Source organism: Jeotgalibaca sp. PTS2502 (genome assembly GCF_001975685.1).
Lineage (GTDB): Bacteria > Bacillota > Bacilli > Lactobacillales > Aerococcaceae > Jeotgalibaca > Jeotgalibaca arthritidis.
On sequence record NZ_CP019433.1, the window covers coordinates 2,178,502 to 2,194,390 of the forward strand.

General features: G+C 39.9%; 15 protein-coding genes. 14 read left to right on the top strand and 1 reads right to left on the bottom strand.

Features of this window, described 5'->3' with window-relative positions; all coding sequences use genetic code 11:
* Nucleotides 1-124: 124 nt before the first annotated feature.
* The 3 genes from hslO to lysS all read left to right on the top strand — a co-directional run bounded on the left by hslO (nucleotide 125) and on the right by lysS (nucleotide 3,647).
* Nucleotides 125-1,009, top strand: coding sequence for an Hsp33 family molecular chaperone HslO (gene hslO, locus BW721_RS10880; RefSeq protein WP_076768478.1), 885 nt, complete (start codon nucleotides 125-127; stop codon nucleotides 1,007-1,009).
* A 34-nt stretch (nucleotides 1,010-1,043) separates the two neighbouring features.
* Nucleotides 1,044-1,934 (top strand): PLP-dependent cysteine synthase family protein, encoded by an 891-nt coding sequence (locus BW721_RS10885; RefSeq protein WP_076768479.1) that lies wholly within the window; start codon nucleotides 1,044-1,046, stop codon nucleotides 1,932-1,934.
* 267 nt (nucleotides 1,935-2,201) lie between these two features.
* The gene (gene lysS / locus BW721_RS10890; RefSeq protein ID WP_442905246.1) at nucleotides 2,202-3,647 is read left to right on the top strand and encodes a lysine--tRNA ligase; all 1,446 of its coding nucleotides are present in this window, start codon (nucleotides 2,202-2,204) and stop codon (nucleotides 3,645-3,647) included.
* A 157-nt stretch (nucleotides 3,648-3,804) separates the two neighbouring features.
* On the opposite strand, the gene BW721_RS10895 is transcribed toward lysS, so the two are convergent.
* Entirely contained in the window at nucleotides 3,805-4,665 is an 861-nt protein-coding gene (locus BW721_RS10895; protein WP_076768481.1) for a nuclease-related domain-containing protein, read from the bottom strand.
* Between the two features lie 280 nt (nucleotides 4,666-4,945).
* Between BW721_RS10895 and rpsL the strand changes: the two genes are divergently transcribed.
* From rpsL to rplW, 11 genes are all read left to right on the top strand, one after another.
* A complete protein-coding gene (gene rpsL / locus BW721_RS10900; RefSeq protein ID WP_076768482.1) occupies nucleotides 4,946-5,359 on the top strand; it encodes a 30S ribosomal protein S12 in 414 nt (137 codons plus the stop codon).
* Between the two features lie 60 nt (nucleotides 5,360-5,419).
* Nucleotides 5,420-5,890, top strand: a complete 471-nt coding sequence (rpsG, locus tag BW721_RS10905; RefSeq protein ID WP_076768483.1) for a 30S ribosomal protein S7 — start codon at nucleotides 5,420-5,422, stop codon at nucleotides 5,888-5,890.
* Nucleotides 5,891-5,980: 90 nt separating this feature from the next.
* On the top strand, nucleotides 5,981-8,077 hold the full coding sequence (fusA, locus tag BW721_RS10910; protein WP_076768484.1) for an elongation factor G: 2,097 nt from the start codon (nucleotides 5,981-5,983) through the stop codon (nucleotides 8,075-8,077).
* Between the two features lie 128 nt (nucleotides 8,078-8,205).
* Nucleotides 8,206-9,393 (top strand): elongation factor Tu, encoded by a 1,188-nt coding sequence (gene tuf, locus BW721_RS10915; RefSeq protein WP_076768485.1) that lies wholly within the window; start codon nucleotides 8,206-8,208, stop codon nucleotides 9,391-9,393.
* Nucleotides 9,394-9,624: 231 nt separating this feature from the next.
* Nucleotides 9,625-10,935 (top strand): mechanosensitive ion channel, encoded by a 1,311-nt coding sequence (locus BW721_RS10920; protein ID WP_076768486.1) that lies wholly within the window; start codon nucleotides 9,625-9,627, stop codon nucleotides 10,933-10,935.
* A gap of 310 nt (nucleotides 10,936-11,245) precedes the next feature.
* Nucleotides 11,246-12,568: an electron transport complex subunit RsxC gene (rsxC, locus tag BW721_RS10925; protein ID WP_076768487.1), complete on the top strand. Its 1,323-nt coding sequence runs from the start codon at nucleotides 11,246-11,248 to the stop codon at nucleotides 12,566-12,568.
* A gap of 6 nt (nucleotides 12,569-12,574) precedes the next feature.
* Nucleotides 12,575-13,576 carry an RnfABCDGE type electron transport complex subunit D gene (locus tag BW721_RS10930; protein WP_076768488.1) on the top strand — a complete coding sequence of 334 codons (1,002 nt, stop codon included), beginning with the start codon at nucleotides 12,575-12,577 and terminating at the stop codon, nucleotides 13,574-13,576.
* Between the two features lie 345 nt (nucleotides 13,577-13,921).
* Nucleotides 13,922-14,230 (top strand): 30S ribosomal protein S10, encoded by a 309-nt coding sequence (rpsJ, locus tag BW721_RS10935; RefSeq protein ID WP_076768489.1) that lies wholly within the window; start codon nucleotides 13,922-13,924, stop codon nucleotides 14,228-14,230.
* 52 nt (nucleotides 14,231-14,282) lie between these two features.
* Nucleotides 14,283-14,918 carry a 50S ribosomal protein L3 gene (gene rplC / locus BW721_RS10940; protein WP_076768490.1) on the top strand — a complete coding sequence of 212 codons (636 nt, stop codon included), beginning with the start codon at nucleotides 14,283-14,285 and terminating at the stop codon, nucleotides 14,916-14,918.
* 27 nt (nucleotides 14,919-14,945) lie between these two features.
* Nucleotides 14,946-15,569, top strand: coding sequence for a 50S ribosomal protein L4 (rplD, locus tag BW721_RS10945; RefSeq protein WP_076768491.1), 624 nt, complete (start codon nucleotides 14,946-14,948; stop codon nucleotides 15,567-15,569).
* Nucleotides 15,569-15,856, top strand: a complete 288-nt coding sequence (gene rplW, locus BW721_RS10950) for a 50S ribosomal protein L23 (protein WP_076768492.1) — start codon at nucleotides 15,569-15,571, stop codon at nucleotides 15,854-15,856. The genes rplD and rplW overlap by 1 nt, the downstream gene beginning before the upstream one ends.
* The last annotated feature ends 33 nt before the right edge of the window (nucleotides 15,857-15,889 follow it).

Consider the following 15,889-nt stretch of genomic DNA (forward strand, 5'->3'; position numbering starts at 1 on the left):
AAAGAAACAGAGTGGGACTATCCTGCTCTGTTTTTGACTTTACGAGTTGTCTCGTTTGGTTTTTGGACAAGCTATAGTAAAATGGAAGAGAATAGAAAAATAGACCATCGTGGGAGGATATTAAATGTCAGATTATTTAGTAAAAGGATTAGCATATGAGGGGCAGTTCCGTGTTTATGCCGTTGATGCAACAGAAACAGTAGGCGAAGCGCAACGTCGTCATGATACATGGAGCGCATCTTCAGCAGCATTAGGCCGTACAATGGTTGGGTCGGTTTTAATCGCAACAACTGGATTAAAGGCAGAGCAAAAGATGTCAGTGATTGTTAATGGGAATGGTGTTGGTGGCCGCATTATTGTTGATGCTAATGGTCAAGGAGATGTGAAAGGCTATATCACTAACCCACATGTTAGCTTACCTTTAAATGGAAATGGCAAGTTAGATGTTCGTGGTGTTGTTGGAACAGAAGGCTTACTAACTGTCATTAAGGACCTAGGATTAAAAGAACCATTTACCGGTCAAGTCCCATTAGTGAGTGGCGAATTAGGTGAAGATTTCACTTATTATATGGCGAACTCTGAACAAATTCCTTCAGCAGTTGGACTAAGTGTTTTAGTTGATACCGATGATTCCATCAAAGTCGCTGGCGGTTTTATGATTCAAGTATTACCTGGAGCCAGTGAAGCAGCGATTACATCCATTGAGAAAAATCTAGCGGATATGCCGCTTGTTTCTCGCTTAATGGAAAAGGGTGTGACACCAGAAGAAGTTCTAGAGCGTATTTTAGGCAAGGAAAATATTCGCTTTGTTGAAAAAATGCCGGTACAATTTAAGTGTGATTGCTCGCATGATCGTTTTAAAGATGGTCTTGCAGCAGTAGGAAAAGATGAATTACAGGCAATTATCGAAGAAGACAAAGGTGCAGAAGTCATCTGTCAATTCTGTGGCGAAAAGTACCACTACTCAGAGGAAGAATTAACGGAACTATTAGTAGACATTCAAAAATAAAGGGTATCTCATCAAGTAGAATGGAGGAAAACGAATGAAGAAAGTCGTTAACCATATTTCAGAACTAATTGGAGAAACACCGCTATTTAAATTAAGCAAGCTTGTCCCACAAGGTGCAGCCGACGTCTATGTGAAGTTGGAATCTCTTAATGTAGGGCGCAGTATCAAAGACCGAGTTGTTCTTAATATCTTAGAAGTTGCGGAAGAACAAGGTCGTATTAGCCCCTCGGATACGGTTGTAGAAGTAACTGATGGCAATGCTAGTCTATCATTAGCGATGTTAGCAGCATCTAAAGGCTACCGCTCAATTTTGATGATGCCAGCAGGAAGTAGTCAAGATTTTAGTGAAAAACTCGCTTATTACGATGCAGAAATCATAGAAACCCCAGCGGAAGAGGGAATTGAGGGTGCTATTAAAGCAGCACGTGACTTGAGTCAACAAGAGGGTTACTTTTATTTGAATCAGTACAGTAATCTTGTGAACACGGCAGTTCACGAAGGGATGACGGGGCCAGAAATTGTGGATGCCTTTGATGGTCATTCGCCAGATGCCTTTGTTGCAACGGCAGGGACAGGCGGGACATTGACGGGCGTTGGCCGTTATTTGCGTTCTGTTAACCCTAATGTAGAGTTGTATGCTGTTGAAAGTAATCAAGCCGCTTTGTTGAGTAATGATGATACAGGACGTGTAGCAATCAGTGGTATGAGCGGTGACTACCTCTCGCCACTTTTAGATCAAACCTTATACAATGGCGTTGTTCGGGTGAGCTTAGAAGAAGTTCATCAAACAACCCAAGATTTAGCCCGTCTCGAAGGGTTGCTATTAGGCCACGCCAGTGGTGCGGCTATCGCCGGCGCCATTGAAATTGCTAAACGGCTAGGAAGTGGCAAAAAAGTAGTCACCATTTCAAATGGCGACTACTAAAAAACACAAGCTTTCGAGCTTGTGTTTTTTAACGGCTACCATCTTTCCCTTTTATTACAAGCTCGAAGGTGGTAGAATGTTTGAGACGTTTTTAATTTCTAATTAAAAACAAAGGAATAAAATGTTCAAGAAACCTTGCATTTTAACGTGTTTCTTGGCAAGATAGATAAGACAGAATATTGATAGGAACAGAACGGAGTGACCTCATTGAGTCAAGAAAAACATTCTGAAGAATTGAATGACCAATTGATCGTTCGTCGCGAAAAAATGCAAAATTTGCGTGAGTCAGGTGTAGAACCATTCCATAGTGGTTTTAACCGCACACACTTGTCACAAGAATTGCATGAGACATACGACAGTTTAACAAAAGAAGAAATTGACGAGCAAGAAATCTCAGTTTCCATTGCAGGACGAATTGTAACAAAACGTGGAAAAGGTAAAGTTGGCTTTGCCCACTTACAAGATAGCCAAGGCCGTATTCAAATTTACGTTCGTAAAGACGAGGTAGGCGAAGCTGACTATGAGATTTTCAAACAAGCTGACTTAGGTGATATTGTTGGTGTTGTTGGAACAGTTATGAAAACCAATACCGGTGAAGTAACGGTGAAACCAAGCCAATTTGTTCATTTAACAAAAGCATTAAAACCTCTACCAGATAAATACCATGGCCTAACAAATGTGGAACAAAAATACCGTCAACGTTACTTAGACTTAATTAGTAATGAAGATAGCTTTGAGCGTTTTGTTAGCCGTAGTAAAATTATTACTGAAATCCGTACTTACTTAAATGGCTTAGGCTATTTAGAAGTTGAAACACCTGTGTTACACACAATGGCAGGTGGCGCAAGTGCTCGTCCGTTTATCACTCACCATAACGCTTTAGATATGGAACTTTACATGCGTATTGCATTGGAGCTGCATCTAAAACGTCTGGTTATCGGTGGTATGGAAAAAGTTTATGAAATTGGTCGCGTCTTCCGTAATGAAGGAATCGATACAACGCATAACCCAGAGTTCACTATGCTAGAACTTTATACGGCTTACACTGATTACCAAGATGTTATGAACCTAGTAGAAGGAATCTTCTCAACGGTTATTGAAAAAGTAAAAGGAACTACAACTATTTCTTACAACGGCCAAGAACTAAACATGGCTGGTCCTTATGCACGCATCCATATGGTTGATGCGATTAAGGCAGAAACTGGTGTTGATTTCTGGGCTGAAATGACAGACGAAGCAGCTCGCCAATTAGCGAAAGACCACAATGTCCAAGTGACAGAGCATATGACAGTTGGACATGTTATCAATGAATTCTTTGAAGAGTTTGTTGAAGATAAACTGGTCCAACCAACCTTTATCTATGGTCACCCAACAGCCATTTCGCCTTTAGCACGTAAAAACGAAAAAGACGGCCGCTTTACTGACCGCTTTGAATTCTTTATCATGGGTAAAGAATACGGTAATGCCTTTACCGAATTAACAGACCCAATCGATCAAAGAGAGCGTTTTGAAGCGCAAGCGAAAGAAAAAGAACAAGGTAACGACGAAGCTCATGGTGTGGATGAAGAATTCCTTGAAGCACTCGAGCATGGTATGCCGCCAACTGGTGGGCTAGGAATTGGTATCGACCGAATGGTGATGCTCATTACTGATAGCCAATCGATTCGTGACATCCTATTGTTCCCAACAATGCGTCCGCACGACGACCATTAATATGAAGTAGTAACCCCACCCAAATCGTTTCGGTTTGGGTGGGTTTTTATTTGGTTTAGCGTTTAAAACCGACTTCAGCATCCGAAAAAGGTCTGAAGTCGGCCGAATCACCATTTCCACCGACTTCAGCGCTAATTATCCAGTTGAAGTCTGTTTATCAGCCATTATAAAGGGACAGCACTTTCCGAGTAGTATCTAGCGAAACAGTATGACCACACCAATCCCGTAATAGAACAGAAGTGATCATTTTTTCAGGAAACAACAACCGAAACTCATAAAGGCAATGCATCACAGCCTCTGTCTTAGTATAATAGCGCCGACAAGCCGGACAGAGAAAGTGCCGATGACTAGACACAAGAGCTTGGCAGACACAATCGCAGCACCAGACACCTTTTTTTAAACGATCGTAGCTATAAAAAATACCGATATCATAAAAATCTTTCTCATAACGCCTACTTTCAATGTAATCAGCGATAGCGTGATGCCGTTGGTCAAGTTTACGAGATCGATTCTTAATTGATTGAAAATGGCGATTAAGTTGAGCGTGAGTGACGAGTGGCAACGCATCGCTGTTACCGTATAACTGAAATTCAGGATTAATGAATATTAGCCGTTTCGTAATGGGAAACTGAATACCAGCATTTCTTAACAAAATATCTAATGTTTCATAGGCGCGGTCTAGCTGAATAAAGGGACTGCGTATTTTCTTTTTTTGCGATGTAAAGAATTCCCCATCTTCATAATAGTAATTACCGCTAAAGTTTTTGATATCATAAAGATAAATCATATCCCATGTCACCACAATAAAATCAAGCTGTGGGCATAGGGTGGCTTCAAATTCAGAGTCATAAATGGCGAGATAATCAAAAGACTGATTCAAAAGGTACTTACCAAAGTTAAATTCGCCAGAAGAACCGAGCTGGCTATTAGTAAAACGGAATTGATCGTGAGCCTTAAATGACATGCGGCGATTGAGAGATTCGAATGTTTTTACAGATATGACTGTTCTTAATGTCATCTATTTCACTCCTTCATATATACAATCCGCAAAAGAGATTTATTTCCGTTTTAAAAAACTTTCGTCTAAACTGTTGACGAATACGAATTTTCATGTTATTATTTCAAAGGTGCTTTTATACACAGATTCCTGAAAAGAATTTCAGTCGTGCTGACTGATTGTATAACAGCACAGTACTTAAAAAATCGAAGAAATATTCGGTTTATTATTTTTTGCAAATAAATGGACCACCTGGATGTGTGGACCAAGAACAACCTGTTAAGGAAGGAGGAAACATTAAATGCCTACAATTAATCAATTAGTTCGTAAACCTCGTAAATCTGCGATTGAAAAATCTAAGTCTCCTGCTCTAGGAAGAGGATATAACAGTTTCAAGAAAGCTCCAACAAACACAAACTCACCTCAAAAACGTGGTGTTTGTACTCGTGTTGGTACAATGACTCCAAGAAAGCCTAACTCGGCTTTGCGTAAATATGCGCGTGTACGTTTGTCTAACCTTTTAGAAGTGACAGCTTACATTCCTGGTATCGGCCATAACCTACAAGAACATAGTGTTGTTCTTATTCGTGGTGGACGTGTAAAAGACTTGGCGGGTGTTCGTTACCATATCGTACGTGGTGCTTTGGATACAGCTGGTGTAAACGGTCGTATGCAATCACGCTCTAAATACGGTGCTAAAAAACCTAAAAAATAATTGAGTCTATAAACTCAACACTTAAAACTAAAATTGAAAACTGAGGAAGGAGGAGTCAGAATGCCTCGTAAAGGTCCAGTCGCAAAACGCGAAGTAATGCCAGATCCGATTTACAATTCTAAATTGGTAACTCGCACAATTAACCGTCTTATGGTTGATGGTAAACGTGGAAAAGCAGCAACTATTCTGTATAACGCATTTGACATCATTAATGAATCTACTGGTAATAACCCATTAGAAACTTTCGAACTAGCTATGAAAAACATCATGCCTGTTCTTGAAGTAAAAGCTCGTCGTGTAGGGGGTTCAAACTATCAAGTACCTATCGAAGTTCGTCCAGAACGTCGTCAAGCATTAGGTCTACGTTGGTTAGTTAACTACTCTCGTCTACGTGGTGAAGATACCATGGAAGAAAGATTAGCTAAAGAAATCATGGATGCTGCAAACAACACAGGAGCATCAGTTAAGAAACGTGAAGAAACACATAAAATGGCAGACGCTAACAGAGCTTTCGCTCACTACCGTTGGTAAGATTGTCTTACATAATATGCATAAGATAAGAGCAGCGGCAGCTGTTCTTACTTAACTCAATAATTACAAAGAAAGAGGTGTACGAAGCAGATGGCAAAAAGAGAATTTACTCTTGAAAACACAAGAAATATCGGAATCATGGCTCATATTGACGCTGGTAAAACAACGACTACTGAGCGTATTCTGTACTATACTGGTAAAATCCATAAAATTGGTGAAACTCACGATGGTGGGGCACAAATGGACTGGATGGAACAGGAACAAGAACGTGGTATCACAATTACTTCTGCTGCTACAACAGCCCAGTGGAAAGGTCATCGCGTAAACATCATCGATACACCTGGACACGTGGACTTTACTGTAGAAGTAGAACGTTCATTACGTGTTCTTGATGGTGCGGTTGCATTGCTAGATGCTCAGTCTGGGGTTGAACCTCAAACTGAAACAGTATGGCGCCAAGCAACTACTTATGGAGTACCTCGTATTGTTTTCATTAACAAAATGGACAAAACTGGTGCTGACTTCTTGTACTCAGTTGGTACGCTTCATGAACGCCTACAAGCTAACGCTCATCCAATTCAATTGCCAATTGGATCTGAAGATACATTTACAGGGATCATTGACCTAGTGGAAATGCAAGCTGAAATCTATGATTCAGAAGACGGAACTGACTACCACGAGGAAGAAATTCCTGAAGAATACAGAGAAATTGCTGAAGAATGGCATACAAAACTAATTGAAGCTGTAGCGGAAACAGACGAAGAGTTAATGGAAAGATACCTTGAAGGTGAAGAAATCTCTATTCCAGAACTTAAAGCTGCTATTCGTAAAGCAACAGTTAACGTAGAATTCTACCCTGTACTTTGTGGTTCAGCATTTAAAAACAAAGGTGTTCAGTTGATGCTTGATGCAGCGATTGACTACCTACCAGCTCCAACAGACGTACCTGCTATTAAAGGTTTCGAACCTGGAGACGAAGAAAATGTTATCGATGTTCATGCTGACGATAGCGAACCATTTGCAGCTCTTGCATTTAAAGTTATGACTGACCCATTCGTAGGTCGTCTAACATTCTTCCGTGTTTACGCTGGAACATTACAATCTGGTTCTTACATTCAAAACGCAACTAAAGGCAAACGCGAACGCGTTGGTCGTATCTTGCAAATGCATGCTAACAGCCGTGAAGAAATTCCTGAAGTATTCTCTGGAGATATCGCAGCAGCTGTTGGTTTGAAAGATACTGGTACTGGTGACACATTGTGTGACGAAAAACGTCCAGTTATCCTAGAATCAATGGAATTCCCTGAGCCAGTTATCGAAGTTGCTATTGAGCCTAAATCAAAAGCTGACCAAGATAAAATGGGTACTGCTTTACAAAAATTATCTGAAGAAGATCCTACTTTCCGTGCATCATCTAACCCAGAAACAGGTCAAACTGTTATCGCTGGTATGGGTGAGTTGCACTTGGACATCATCGTTGACCGTTTGAAACGTGAATTCAAGGTAGAAGCTACTGTAGGTGCGCCTCAAGTATCTTACCGTGAAACATTCAAAACAAGCGTTGAAGCTGAAGGTAAATTCGTTCGTCAGTCTGGTGGTAAAGGACAATTCGGTCACGTATGGATCGAGTTCACACCAAACGAAGAAGGAGCTGGATTCGCATTCGAGAATGCTATCGTTGGTGGGGTTGTTCCTCGTGAATACATCCCAGCTGTTGAGGCAGGATTGAAAGACTCAATGGAAAACGGTGTTCTTGCTGGATATCCATTAGTTGACGTTAAAGCTCGTCTATTCGACGGATCTTACCATGATGTTGACTCTTCTGAGACAGCATTTAAGGTAGCTGCTTCTCTAGCATTGCGTAACGCTGCTAAGAAAGCTAACCCAGTAATCCTAGAACCTATGATGGCTGTAGAAGTTACAGTTCCAGAAGAGTACCTAGGAGACGTTATGGGACACTTTAGCGCTCGTCGTGGTAGCATTGAAGGAACTGTTGCTCGTGGTAACGCACAAATCGTTAAAGGATTCATTCCTCTATCAGAAATGTTCGGTTACGCAACAACACTTCGTTCAGCATCACAAGGACGTGGTACATTTACAATGGTATTTGACCACTACGAAGCTGTTCCTAAGTCAGTTCAAGAAGAAATTATCGCTAAAAGTGGTAAAGGTTCTTCAGAAGAGTAATCTTCATTCTATAACATGATATATTGCATTTTAGGTCCGTAATCGGTATACTTTATTATGATAGGCGGACCTGTAAATGCAGTAGTCTATAAAAATAAAAACACTCAATATGAGGAGGAAATTTAGAAATGGCAAAAGAAAAATTCGATCGTTCTAAACCCCATGTTAACGTTGGTACTATTGGACACGTTGACCACGGTAAAACTACATTAACTGCAGCAATCACAACTGTATTAGCTAAACATTACGGTGGAGCAGCTGTTGACTACGCTTCAGTAGACAACGCTCCAGAAGAAAGAGAACGTGGGATCACAATTAACACGTCTCACGTAGAATACGAAACAGCTAACCGTCACTACGCTCACGTGGACTGCCCAGGTCACGCGGACTACGTTAAAAACATGATTACTGGTGCTGCTCAAATGGACGGCGCTATCTTAGTAGTATCTGCAGCTGATGGCCCAATGCCACAAACTCGCGAGCACATCCTATTGTCTCGTAACGTTGGTGTTCCATACATCGTTGTTTTCTTGAACAAAGTTGATATGGTTGACGACGAAGAGTTATTAGAATTAGTAGAAATGGAAGTTCGTGACCTATTGTCAGAATACGACTTCCCTGGTGATGACACTCCAGTTATCGCTGGTTCTGCATTGAAAGCTCTAGAAGGCGAAGAAGAATACGAACAAAAAATCTTAGACTTGATGGAAGAAGTAGACAACTACGTTCCAAACCCAGAACGTGACACTGACAAACCATTCATGATGCCTGTTGAGGACGTATTCTCAATTACAGGTCGTGGTACGGTTGCTACAGGACGTGTTGAACGTGGACAAGTTAAAGTTGGGGATGAAGTTGAGATCGTTGGTATCGAAACTGAAACTACAAAATCAACTGTAACTGGTGTTGAAATGTTCCGTAAATTGTTGGATTACGCTGAAGCGGGAGACAACATTGGTGCATTGCTACGTGGGGTTCAACGTGAAGATATTCAACGTGGACAAGTATTGTCTAAACCAGGTACAATCACACCTCATACTAAATTTACTGCAGAAGTATACGTACTTTCTAAAGAAGAGGGTGGACGTCACACGCCATTCTTCACTAACTACCGCCCACAGTTCTACTTCCGTACAACTGACGTAACTGGTGTTGTAGAATTGCCAGAAGGTATCGAAATGGTAATGCCTGGCGATAACGTTAAAATCACAGTAGAATTGATCCAACCAATCGCTATCGAAGAAGGAACTCGTTTCTCTATTCGTGAAGGTGGACGTACTGTTGGTTCTGGTGTTGTTTCTGAAATTACTGCTTAATTTTAAAAAAAGCATAATAACATTACAACTTCTAAAGGAAGAGCATTTGCTCTTCCTTTTTTTGTGCTCATTTTTATCTAGAAAAGGGTTTTTGTTTATCAGAATTAAAAGAAAATATCCTTGTTTTAGTTGAGACGAAATGGCCTAAATGGATATCATTTTAGATTTAGGTAAATATTCGTTATAATGAGCATAGATTCACACTTAAAAAAATATAAGGGGGAATTCATCATGAATGGATTTACGAATTCATTGGAAAGTATTTGGTTATCATTTGTAGGTTTACTGCCGAGAATATTAGGAGCAATCTTATTAATTATTCTGGCATGGTTTATTGCAGGTGTGGTTAAGAAGGCGTTGACGAAAGGGTTACATGCTATTAATTTTAACCAGAAGTTAACGAAATGGGGTGTGGCATCGTCAGTTGAAGATGGCAACCGTATTATCGAGTCCATTGCTAAAGTCTTTTACTATTTGATTTGGTTATTCTTTATTCCAGGAATACTAGCTCAAATTGGTCTGGCCAATATTGCATCGCCAATTACGAATATGTTTGATTCATTCTTAGCATTCTTACCAAACTTATTTGCTGCAGTTGTTATTTTAGCAATTGGTTACTTTGTTGCTAAGTTTGTAAAAGAACTTGTTCGCAATCTACTAGAAACGGTGAACATTGATAAATATGTTCGTAAATATACAGCTAAGGCATCTAACGTTACACCAGTAGATGTCGAGAAGCAACGTTATACAGTCGCTAAAGTGTTAGCCAATACGGTATTCGTTGTTATTCTCATCCCAGTTATTACTATGGCACTCGAAACATTGGCTATTCGTTCCATCTCAGAGCCAATCGTGAATGTTTTAAACCAAGTACTAGCGATTATTCCCAATATTCTCGTAGCGGTTATCTTGTTAATTGCTGGAGGGTTGATTGCTAAATTTGTAGGTGATTTACTGGAAGGCTTATTAGGAAGTTCAGGAATCGATCGTTATTCACGCTATTTAAATACATCGAATAGCTCGACTATCACGATTTCAACTATTATTGCTAAAGTTGTTCAAACGGTTATTGTTGTCTTCTTTTTTGTAGAAGCTTTGAACGTATTAAACCTTGCCGTTCTAAACAGTATTGGCGTAGCGATTATTGCTTACTTACCATCTGTGCTAATCGGGCTAGTTATTTTAGCTTTAGGTCTATTCGGCGGTAATGCACTATCATCATTCATTAAAGATTCAACCGGTAGTATGATGATGGGGGAAGTAGTGAAGTACATCTTGTATGTTTTAGCCATCTTCATGACCTTAGATCAATTAGAATTTGCTTCAACAATTGTTAGTACAGCTTTCTTATTTATTATTGGTGGTTTAGCAGTTGCATTTGCACTAGCATTTGGACTAGGTGGTAAAGACTTTGCTAAGCATCAATTAGATAAATTAGATCAGAAAATTGAAGAAGAAAGCAATAAGGTCACTCATACAGCGCCGAAAACAGAAGCAGAAAAAAAGATTGATCATGAAATTGATCAGTCGTCCCTATCCTAATAATAACAAGCTAACAGACTAGAGGTCGAAAGACTTCTAGTCTTTTTTTGTCGAAACAGTCGATACACGTCAAATAAATGAGCGGTATCTTACATTTCGAGGCTAGAATGTAAGATACAACTCCCATTCGTGCAACTGTAAGCTACATTTGAAGGTAGAAATGTAACTTACAGGTCTTTTTTGAAAGCTGTATCTGACATACCGTATTGCACATATAACTTTACACTGAAAATTTTTTTATTTATAATGATATTATCTATTAATAAAGGGACAATTGACACTCGAGCCACACTAAGAAAGGCTGAAGACTATGAAATTACATTTTCATTTCAAGAGAAGTTTATCTGGTATTTTTCCTGAAGAGAGAAAAGAACGCACAGAGCAATTACCAATAAAAAAAGCTAAAGTACCGGATATGCTCATTTTTCCTTTAAATATGCATATCGGAAAACCTGCTAAAGCAGTTGTTTCGGTAGGAGACTATGTAAAAATTGGCAGCCTTTTAGCAGAAGCAGATGGTGGCATTTCTGCGAATGTGCTATCTTCGGTTTCTGGAAAGGTCATGGCGATATCAAGTCGTCAAACCGTTAAGGGTCCTCACCAAGCGATCGTGATTCAAAATGATTTTAAAGACGATAAAGACGAAGCTTTTTTTAAACAGCAAAAGTTAGAAAGCTCAGCAGATAAACTAGCGATGATTCGCCGAGCAGGTATTGTAGGGATGGGTGGAGCAACCTTTCCAACAGATGTAAAAGCATCAGCTCAAACGCATAAACCGATTGATACGATTATTATTAATGGCGCAGAATGTGAGCCCTATTCGACGAGTGATCACCGCATGATGATTGAGCACGCTGAAACAATCGTAAAAGGAGCTCGTCACTTGCAAAAAATTCTTGCTGGCAAACGTGTCTATATTGCGCTAGAAGACGATACACCAGATTGCGAAACAGCTTTATTATTAGCGATAAAGGATGTTCCTGATTTTGAAATAAAAGTGCTAAAAACCATGTACCCACAAGGTGCAGAAAAAGTATTAATAAAGAAGTTAACCGGTAGAGAGGTGCCATCAGCAGGCTTACCTGCTGATGTGAGGACATTCGTCACCAATGTATCGACTGCCCACGCCGTTTATGAGGCAATTGAAGAGCAAAAGCCGCTCTTTGAACGAGTAACAACTGTCACAGGGGAAGCCATTCGTCAACCTCAGAACCTTCGTGTTCGTATAGGTACACCGATTAATTGCCTAATCGAAGAATGTGGTGGTTTTATTAGCCCGCCAGCTAAACTATTACATGGCGGACCTATGATGGGGATTGCCATTGATTCAGCCGATATTCCCATTACTAAAGGGAGTTCAGTTATCACATTTCTATTAGCTGAAGAAGTGACAGATCAGGAGCGAACAGATTGTATTCGTTGCTCAGAGTGCTTAAACGTGTGCCCGGTTAGTTTACAACCTATTCTTATTAGTAACGCCTATGAAAGAGGAGATATCAATGAAGCGGAACGTTTAGGAGCCATGGATTGCATCGAATGTGGCAATTGCTCGTTTATTTGTCCATCAAAAATACCGCTCTTAGAGAATATTCGCTCTGCCAAATCAGCCATTAAAACAAAGAATGCGGGGTAGAGTAAAATGAATCAAATAAAAGAGTTATCTATTAGCCGATCGCCTCATTTATATGCAAAACCATCTGCTCAGTGGGTGATGCTGCAAGTCATTATTTCACTCTTATTCCCAACATCAGCAGCTATATACTTTTTTGGTTGGCGTGTATTAATGATGCTCATGGTTGGGATCGGGACCGCTGTATTGTCAGAATACCTTTTCCAAAAAATAGCACGTAGACAATCAACCATCGAAGACTTGAGTGCTGTCATTACGGGTATGTTAATCGCACTTAGTCTACCGGTGACCGCTCCTCTATGGACGATTGCAGTGGGGAGTGTATTCGCGATTGTAATCGTCAAGCAAATTGGAGGAGGGATCGGCCGTAATATCTTTAATCCAGCGGTAGCTGCTCGGGTAATGTTAAAGGTATTCTTTTCGCCATGGATTACCAATTGGGTTTTGCCGGGAGAGGATATCGTCTCTACAGCAACGCCATTAGAGTACATTGGTCATATGACGACAAGTTTACCCAGTGAAGGCATACCAAGTTTAACAGACTTGTTTTTAGGTGTCGGTTTAGGTGGCCCAATAGGCGAAACCTCCAAGCTAATGATTTTAATAGGGATGATTTATCTCATCATAAAAAGGGTGATATCACCAAACTTACCACTAATCTATTTAGCGACGCTTGCTTTAACAACTTCAATTGCTGGTGGCTTTCAATTTGATTATTATATGACCCATGTTTTAAGTGGTACAGCATGTTTTGCTGCGGTTTACATGATTACGGACTACAGTTCCCAACCCTTAACAAGAGATGGAAAACTACTTTATGCGCTTGGAGCAGGATTGTTAACTGCTATCATTCGATTGCTATTTAATTTTCCAGGTGGAGTGGGTATCGCTATCTTAATTATGAATGCTCTGTCACCCGCGATTGACCGCTATTTAGCACCAAGAATTTACGGACACCAGCAACGTTTAAAGAAAAATAATGCGGCACGCGAGAAAGTGGTCATAAAATAATCCTATATAATAGGAAGAGAGTTGATTTTATAATCAAAATCTTCCTATTTTCTTATGCGAAAAACTTGATTTAAAGGGACTAAACAGGCAAAATAAAACAAGTTGAGAAAAAACAACAAACAAATAAATTTTTATTGAAAAAAGCTTGCAAATTATATAATAAGTCTGTATACTAATGAAGTGCGAAATTTACAGAAGTAAAAAGCACAGGGGTCCTTATTTGAGGACGCCAAGTGATGAAACGAGAGGTTGCGACACGCCCGGACGCTTTGCCACGGCGGGTGAGGCCGGAAAATTTTCGTGGAGCTAGTCTTATGAGTTACATTTGACGAAGGAGGGAACAAAATGGCAAAACAAAAGATTCGTATCCGTTTGAAAGCATATGAACACCGCGCATTGGATCAATCAGCAGATAAAATTGTAGAAACTGCAAAGAGAACAGGAGCTTCTGTCTCAGGTCCGATTCCATTGCCTACAGAGAGACAATTGTATACAGTGATTCGTTCACCGCATAAATACAAAGATTCTCGTGAGCAATTTGAAATGCGTACGCACAAACGTTTGATTGATATTATCAACCCAACAAGCAAAACTGTTGATGCATTGATGAAACTTGATCTACCATCTGGCGTAGACATCGAAATCAAACTATAATTTATCGTTAACCCAAAAATAAACTAACTAATAAAACAACGGAGGTGTTACCATGACCAAAGGAATCTTAGGCAGAAAAGTAGGTATGACTCAGTTCTTTACAGAAAACGGAGAATTGGTGCCTGTAACTGTTATCGAAGCTACTCCAAACGCAGTATTACAAGTTAAAACTGTTGAAACAGATGGCTACGAAGCGGTACAAATCGGTTACCAAGATTTACGTGACGTATTAACTAACAAACCTGCTAAAGGTCATGCAGCAAAAGCAAAAACTGCTCCTAAGCGCTTCATTAGAGAAATCAAAGATGTTGAGCTGGGAGAATACGAAGTAGGACAAGAACTTAAAGTAGATATGTTCGTAGCAGGAGACATCGTTGATGTCACTGGTACATCTAAAGGACACGGTTTCCAAGGCGTTATCAAACGTCACGGACAATCTCGTGGACCAATGTCTCACGGTTCTCGTTACCATCGTCGTCCTGGTTCAATGGGTGCAGCGTCTGATCCATCACGCGTTTTCAAAGGTAAAAAATTACCTGGACAAATGGGTGGCAAACGCATTACTATCCAAAACCTAGAAATCGTTAAAGTTGACGTTGAAAACAACGTTATCTTGATCAAAGGTAATGTACCGGGATCTAAAAAATCATTAATCGAAATCAAATCAGCTCGTAAAGCTGCTAAATAAGTAATATAGAAAGGAGGAACGAGAAACATGCCTAACGTAACCCTATTTAAACAAGATGGTACTCAAAATGGTGAAGTAACACTAAACGAGGAAATCTTTGGAATCGAACCAAACGAAAGTGTTGTATTTGATGCAATCATTATGCAACGCGCGTCATTAAGACAAGGAACGCACGCTGTTAAAAACCGTAGTGCAGTTCGCGGAGGCGGCCGTAAACCATGGCGTCAAAAAGGAACTGGTCGTGCTCGTCAAGGATCAATCCGTTCACCACAATGGGTTGGCGGTGGAGTGGTTTTTGGACCAACACCTCGTTCTTACAAATATAAATTAAACAAAAAAGTTCGTCGCTTAGCACTTAAATCAGTTCTTTCTGAGAAAGTTACAGAAGGAAACTTATTAGTACTTGAAGGACTAACTTTCGACGCACCAAAAACAAAAGAATTTGCACAAGTGTTATCTAACTTGAATGTAGACTCAAAAGTATTAGTAGTTGTTGAAAATGATAACGACTTTGCAGTATTATCTGCACGTAACCTTCCAAAGGTAACGGTTATCAATGCAGACGGACTAAATGTACTTGACATCGTGTCTCATAACAAAGTTGTATTGACTCAAGCTGCTCTTTCTAAGGTAGAGGAGGCTCTTCAATAATGGAATTACATGATGTTATTTTACGCCCAGTCATCACGGAAGCATCTATGCTTGCAATGGACGAGAAGAAATATACCTTTGAAGTAGATGTTCGCGCTAATAAAACTCTAGTAAAACAAGCAATTGAAAAAGTGTTTGATGTAGAAGTTAAAAACGTGAATATTATGAATGTACGCGGAAAACTTAAACGTATGGGCCGTTACCAAGGCTATACTAAAAAACGCCGCAAAGCGATTGTTACTTTAACAGAAGCTTCAAAAACAATCGAATTATTCGACGAAGAATAAAACAAATAGATACCCAAATCAATATATAGGAGG

Bases quoted from the DNA above. Each gene is read 5' to 3' on its own strand.
- BW721_RS10930 (WP_076768488.1), top strand. From the start codon at position 12,575: ATGAATCAAATAAAAGAGTTATCTATTAGCCGATCGCCTCATTTATAT.
- tuf (WP_076768485.1), top strand. From the start codon at position 8,206: ATGGCAAAAGAAAAATTCGATCGTTCTAAACCCCATGTTAACGTTGGT.
- fusA (WP_076768484.1), top strand. From the start codon at position 5,981: ATGGCAAAAAGAGAATTTACTCTTGAAAACACAAGAAATATCGGAATC.
- rpsJ (WP_076768489.1), top strand. From the start codon at position 13,922: ATGGCAAAACAAAAGATTCGTATCCGTTTGAAAGCATATGAACACCGC.
- rplC (WP_076768490.1), top strand. From the start codon at position 14,283: ATGACCAAAGGAATCTTAGGCAGAAAAGTAGGTATGACTCAGTTCTTT.
- lysS (WP_442905246.1), top strand. From the start codon at position 2,202: ATGCAAAATTTGCGTGAGTCAGGTGTAGAACCATTCCATAGTGGTTTT.
- rplD (WP_076768491.1), top strand. From the start codon at position 14,946: ATGCCTAACGTAACCCTATTTAAACAAGATGGTACTCAAAATGGTGAA.
- rpsG (WP_076768483.1), top strand. From the start codon at position 5,420: ATGCCTCGTAAAGGTCCAGTCGCAAAACGCGAAGTAATGCCAGATCCG.
- BW721_RS10885 (WP_076768479.1), top strand. From the start codon at position 1,044: ATGAAGAAAGTCGTTAACCATATTTCAGAACTAATTGGAGAAACACCG.
- BW721_RS10920 (WP_076768486.1), top strand. From the start codon at position 9,625: ATGAATGGATTTACGAATTCATTGGAAAGTATTTGGTTATCATTTGTA.
- BW721_RS10895 (WP_076768481.1), bottom strand. From the start codon at position 4,665: ATGACATTAAGAACAGTCATATCTGTAAAAACATTCGAATCTCTCAAT.
- rsxC (WP_076768487.1), top strand. From the start codon at position 11,246: ATGAAATTACATTTTCATTTCAAGAGAAGTTTATCTGGTATTTTTCCT.
- rpsL (WP_076768482.1), top strand. From the start codon at position 4,946: ATGCCTACAATTAATCAATTAGTTCGTAAACCTCGTAAATCTGCGATT.
- rplW (WP_076768492.1), top strand. From the start codon at position 15,569: ATGGAATTACATGATGTTATTTTACGCCCAGTCATCACGGAAGCATCT.
- hslO (WP_076768478.1), top strand. From the start codon at position 125: ATGTCAGATTATTTAGTAAAAGGATTAGCATATGAGGGGCAGTTCCGT.